Source organism: Streptacidiphilus jiangxiensis (genome assembly GCF_900109465.1).
Classification (GTDB): Bacteria; Actinomycetota; Actinomycetes; order Streptomycetales; family Streptomycetaceae; genus Streptacidiphilus; species Streptacidiphilus jiangxiensis.
In genome coordinates this window covers 1-1,888 of record NZ_FOAZ01000085.1, presented here as the reverse complement: position 1 = coordinate 1,888, position 1,888 = coordinate 1, and the positions used below count along the sequence as shown (strand labels likewise).

Sequence of the window (1,888 nt, the reverse complement as noted above, 5' to 3'; positions counted from 1 at the left end):
GCCGAGGCGGATGGTCGAGGTCGCGGCCGCGGTGAGGGCCAGGACGACGGCGGGGGAGGTGCCGGCGACACCGGGGTTGAGGTGGTGCTCGGCGAACCAGTAGCGCGCGTAGCCGAGGTCCTCGGCGTGCTGGGCCAGGTCGATGCTGTTGCGCAGCGCCTGGGCGGCGTCGGAGCCGGAGGGGATCGGGACGAGGTCGAGCACGGTGAGCGGGGTGTTGGCCATGGAGGTGGTCCTTCGTCAGGGCGTCGCGGTGGCGACCGGCACGGGTGCTTCTACGCGAGGGTGCAGGGGAGGGGGAGTCGTCGGCGCCCACGGCCACGGCGGGTCGGGGATCTCGCGGCGCAGGGCCGGGGCGATGGCCGACTGGAACAGCTCGAGGCTGTCGCGGTGCTGGGTGTCGGTCAGGCCGCTCGCGTCAGCGTGCAGGTGCAGCACGCTGTGCCCGAGCTGCTCGTGGTAGCGGTGCACCTTCTCGACCACCTGTTGCGGGCTGCCGATCAGCGCGGAGCTGCGCTCGACGAAGTCCTCCAGGGTCGCGAAGACCGGCGTCTGGCCGAGCCGCCGCTGCAGCGCCAGCCGACCCTCGAAGACGGGCCGGTAGACCGCGAGTGCCTGCTGCGAGGTGCGGGCCGCGTAGTAGCCCGCGGTGCCCGCGCCGACCGTGGCCAGGGCCGGGTCGTGGCCGTGGTGCACCCACCGTTCGCGGTAGTGCCGCACGAGCTCGGCGTAGGGCTCGACCGGGTTGGTGACGTTGGCGGAGAACAGCGGATCGCCGTACCGGGCCGCGAGGTCGACCGACTCGCGGCTGGTCGCGCTGCCGTGCCAGACCCGGACCGGTTGCTGGAACGGCCGGGGCCAGACCTCGGCGTCGGTGAGCTCCGGGCGGAACCGAGGCCGGTAGCTGACCTGCTCCTGTCGCCACAGGCGCCGGAACAGCTCGTACGACTCGGCGTTGCGCTCCCACTGGTCCTCGGGGGTGACCTGGAACAGCTCGCGCTGGGCGGTGCCGTTGCCCTTGCCGATGATCAGCTCCAGCCGGCCCCGGGAGAGGTGGTCGAGCGTCGCGTAGTCCTCGTAGGCGCGGACCGGGTCGAGCAGGCTCAGCGTCGTCACGGCCGTGAACAGCCGGATGCGGCTGGTGAGCGCGGCGATATGGCTGAGGACCACCGGCGGGGAGGAGGAGATGAACGGCCGCTCGTGGCGCTCGCCGACGCCGAAGCCGTCGAAGCCCAGCTCCTCGGCGAGCAGCGCGTTGTCGACGACCTCCCGGAACCGGTCCTGCGTGGACTTCTCCGCACCCGTCACCGGATCGGGAGCGTGCGCGATCAAGGTGATGGCCAGGAATCTCACGAGGCCGCCCCCACCGCGTCGCGCGGCCGGACCGGGCGGGGTGCGTCCAGGCCCAGGTGGTCGCGCAGGGTCTCGCCCTCGTACTCGGTGCGGAACACCCCGCGCTCCTGGAGCAGCGGGACGACCGTGTCGGCGAACTCGTCCAGGCCGCCGGGGGTCAGGTGCGGGGCGAGGATGAACCCGTCGCTCGCATCGGTCTGCACGAACTCGTTCAGCGCCTCGGCGACCTGGGCCGGGGTGCCGATGAAGGACTGACGTCCGGTCACCTCCACGATCAGCTCGCGGATGGACAGCTGCTTCGCCTCCGCCAGGGCGCGCCACTCCGTGGCCACGGCCACCGGGTCACGGTGCATCCGTACCGAGGCGCGGCCCTGGGCGACGGTGTTCTCGCCGACCAGCGGGTCGACCTGCGGCAGCGGCCCGTCCGGGTCGTAGGCGCTGAGGTCGCGGTTCCACAGCTGCTCCAGCAGGCGGATCGCGGTCTGGCCGCTGACCTGCTGGTGGCGGATGACGCGGGCCCTCTCGTGGGCGTCGG

2 protein-coding genes and 1 pseudogene are annotated in these 1,888 nt (G+C 72.7%); all 3 read right to left on the bottom strand.

The annotated features are described in order from the left end of the window. Positions 1-225 (bottom strand): LLM class flavin-dependent oxidoreductase (locus BMY61_RS43770; protein ID WP_143094857.1); only part of this gene is annotated, 225 nt, incomplete at its 3' end. A 15-nt stretch (positions 226-240) separates the two neighbouring features. Then, positions 241-1,353, bottom strand: coding sequence for an LLM class flavin-dependent oxidoreductase (locus BMY61_RS43765; protein WP_042445727.1), 1,113 nt, complete (start codon positions 1,351-1,353; stop codon positions 241-243). Further along, positions 1,350-1,888, bottom strand: a pseudogene (locus BMY61_RS43760) (F420-dependent methylene-tetrahydromethanopterin reductase); the annotation flags it as partial. The pseudogene BMY61_RS43760 and the gene BMY61_RS43765, both read right to left, overlap by 4 nt.